The following is a 2,167-nucleotide window of genomic DNA, read 5'->3' as shown; positions in this document are numbered from 1 at the left end:
CTCAAGGCCTACCCGCACACCGGCCACTACGTCGCAGCTAAGCATGGAGTCGTCGGGTTGATGCGTGCTTTCGCGGTTGAGTTGGGGCAGCATATGATTCGCGTCAACTCGGTGCACCCGACCCATGTGAAAACGCCAATGCTGCACAACGACGGCACCTTCAAGATGTTCCGGCCGGATCTGGAGAATCCCGGCCCGGACGACATGGCTCCCATTTGTCAGCTGTTCCACACCCTGCCGATTCCGTGGGTGGAGCCGCAAGACGTCAGCAATGCCGTGTTGTTCTTCGCCTCCGACGAGGCGCGCTACCTCACGGGTGTCACGCTGCCCATCGACGCAGGAAGCTGCCTGAAATAGGGTTCGTCCCATGGACGGATTCGAAGGTAAGAACGCAGTAGTCACCGGCGGTGCGAATGGCATCGGGCTCGCCACTGCCACCGAGTTCGCCCGCCGTGGAGCACGTGTCGTGCTCGCCGATGTCGATAAGCCGGCGCTGGAACATGCGGTGGCGCGGTTAGCTGCCGACGGGTTTGACGCGCACGCTATGACATGCGACGTCAGGCAGCTTGACGAGATGGTTCAGCTCGCCGACGAGTCGTTTCGTCTTCTCGGACACGTCGACATTGTCTTCAGCAATGCCGGCATCGTAGTCGCAGGTCCGATCGCGCAGATGACACACGAAGACTGGCGCTGGGTGATCGACATTGACCTGTGGGGCTCGATTCACGCCGTCGAGGCCTTCTTGCCGAGGCTGCTGGAGCAAGGGACCGGCGGTCATATCGCCTTCACCGCATCGTTTGCCGGGCTGGTACCCAACGTCGGCCTCGGGGCTTACAGTGTCGCGAAATATGGCGTCGTGGGCCTCGCGGAGAATCTGGCCCGTGAGATCAAAGACAGCGGCATCGGAGTATCGGTGCTCTGCCCGATGGTCGTCGAAACGAAGCTGCTCTCGAACTCGGAACGAATCCGTGGCGCGGATTACGGGCTGTCGTCCGAGACGCCGGGATCCGTTCCCGCGCAAGAGGACAGTCTGAGCGTCGACGAGGTGGCCCGCCTCACCGCCGATGCAATTGCGGCCAACCGCTTGTACGTGCTGCCGCACGCGGCAGCACGAGGGTCAATCCGCCGCAGGTTCGAGCGCATTGACCGCACGTTCGACGACCAGGCAGCCGAAGGGTGGAATCACTAGCTAACCGGGTAGCGTCAAGCGCTGACTGCGACGTTGGCAGACGGGCTCGACGTCAGGATTTCCGGGCCGTCTGCGGTGATCAAAACCGCTTCTCGGCCGAACACCGCGCCGACGCCTTCTTGCCAGACATAACCGGTAACGGCGAGCACCATCCCAGCCTCCAGTCGCTCCTCGGCAGCCGTCGCCGGTAGGTGTTGCGAAACGACAGGTGGATCGAATCCCAGACCCAGGCCCCGGGCTATCGGCATCGGCGGCAACTGCTCCCCCGCCGCGTGATAGGCGGACAGCAGGTCGGTACCCGGCACGCCCGGTTGGCATGCTTCATATAACCTGTGCCACAGCGCATCCCATCGCCGATACAGATCGGCGGCACCGTCGGGGTCACCCACCGGATAGGTGCGTCCGACCTCACCGGTGTAGCCACCATCGAGTACGCCAGCCGAGAACGCCACTAAATCGCCGTGTTGAACGCGCCCGTCCTCAGTCGCCCGTCGCCACGGGTGTTCGCGTGAGGTTATCCAGGCGGCATCCTGGGTCGACGGCGTGCTCACCCCACCGGCCGCCATCGCCTCCAGTAGGACGCCGGCCAGCGTCTTCTCGCTGACGCCGGGTCGCAGCTCGGCGACTGCCGCGGCCAACCCGGCCTCGGCTACCCGGATGGCCTCGCGCAGCGCCGCTACCTCTTCGGGAGTCTTGATACGGCGGGCGGCGCGCATGGCCAGCTCACCATCGACCAGCTCCGCGTTGGGGAAGGCCATCGGCAGAAGTTGGGCGAAGCCGGGTGAAAGCGCGTCGCTACCAACGCGTTTAGCGGTCGCAGCGCCTTCGATGCTCTTCAGGACCGAAATAGTGTTCATCGGATTCCAGGAGATGCCGTAGAGGTTCTCGTGCGGAATGTCGTCGGGAACCCCCTCGTCCCAGGTGCTGAGCAGGTGGATGGCGCCCGTCTCCCGAACGACCACGCAGGTCGGCCCGAAC

General features: G+C 64.1%; 3 protein-coding genes. 2 read left to right on the top strand and 1 reads right to left on the bottom strand.

Annotated elements, in window-relative coordinates; genetic code table 11:
• Together WBF82_RS00215 and WBF82_RS00210 are read left to right on the top strand one after the other, a co-directional pair.
• A partial coding sequence (locus WBF82_RS00215; protein WP_424381105.1) for an SDR family oxidoreductase occupies positions 1-357 on the top strand: 357 nt, incomplete at its 5' end.
• 10 nt (positions 358-367) lie between these two features.
• Positions 368-1,189, top strand: coding sequence for an SDR family NAD(P)-dependent oxidoreductase (locus WBF82_RS00210; protein WP_424381104.1), 822 nt, complete (start codon positions 368-370; stop codon positions 1,187-1,189).
• Between the two features lie 14 nt (positions 1,190-1,203).
• Here WBF82_RS00210 and WBF82_RS00205 read toward each other — a convergent pair.
• Positions 1,204-2,167 (bottom strand): M24 family metallopeptidase (locus WBF82_RS00205; protein ID WP_424381103.1); only part of this gene is annotated, 964 nt, incomplete at its 5' end.

This window comes from Mycobacterium sp. (assembly GCF_049673265.1).
GTDB lineage: Bacteria > Actinomycetota > Actinomycetes > Mycobacteriales > Mycobacteriaceae > Mycobacterium.
The sequence above is the reverse complement of the archived record's forward strand: the minus strand, read 5'-3'. Positions and strand labels throughout refer to the sequence as shown.

Excerpts from the sequence above, each read along its gene's own strand:
- WBF82_RS00210 (WP_424381104.1), top strand. The coding sequence starts at position 368 with ATGGACGGATTCGAAGGTAAGAACGCAGTAGTCACCGGCGGTGCGAAT.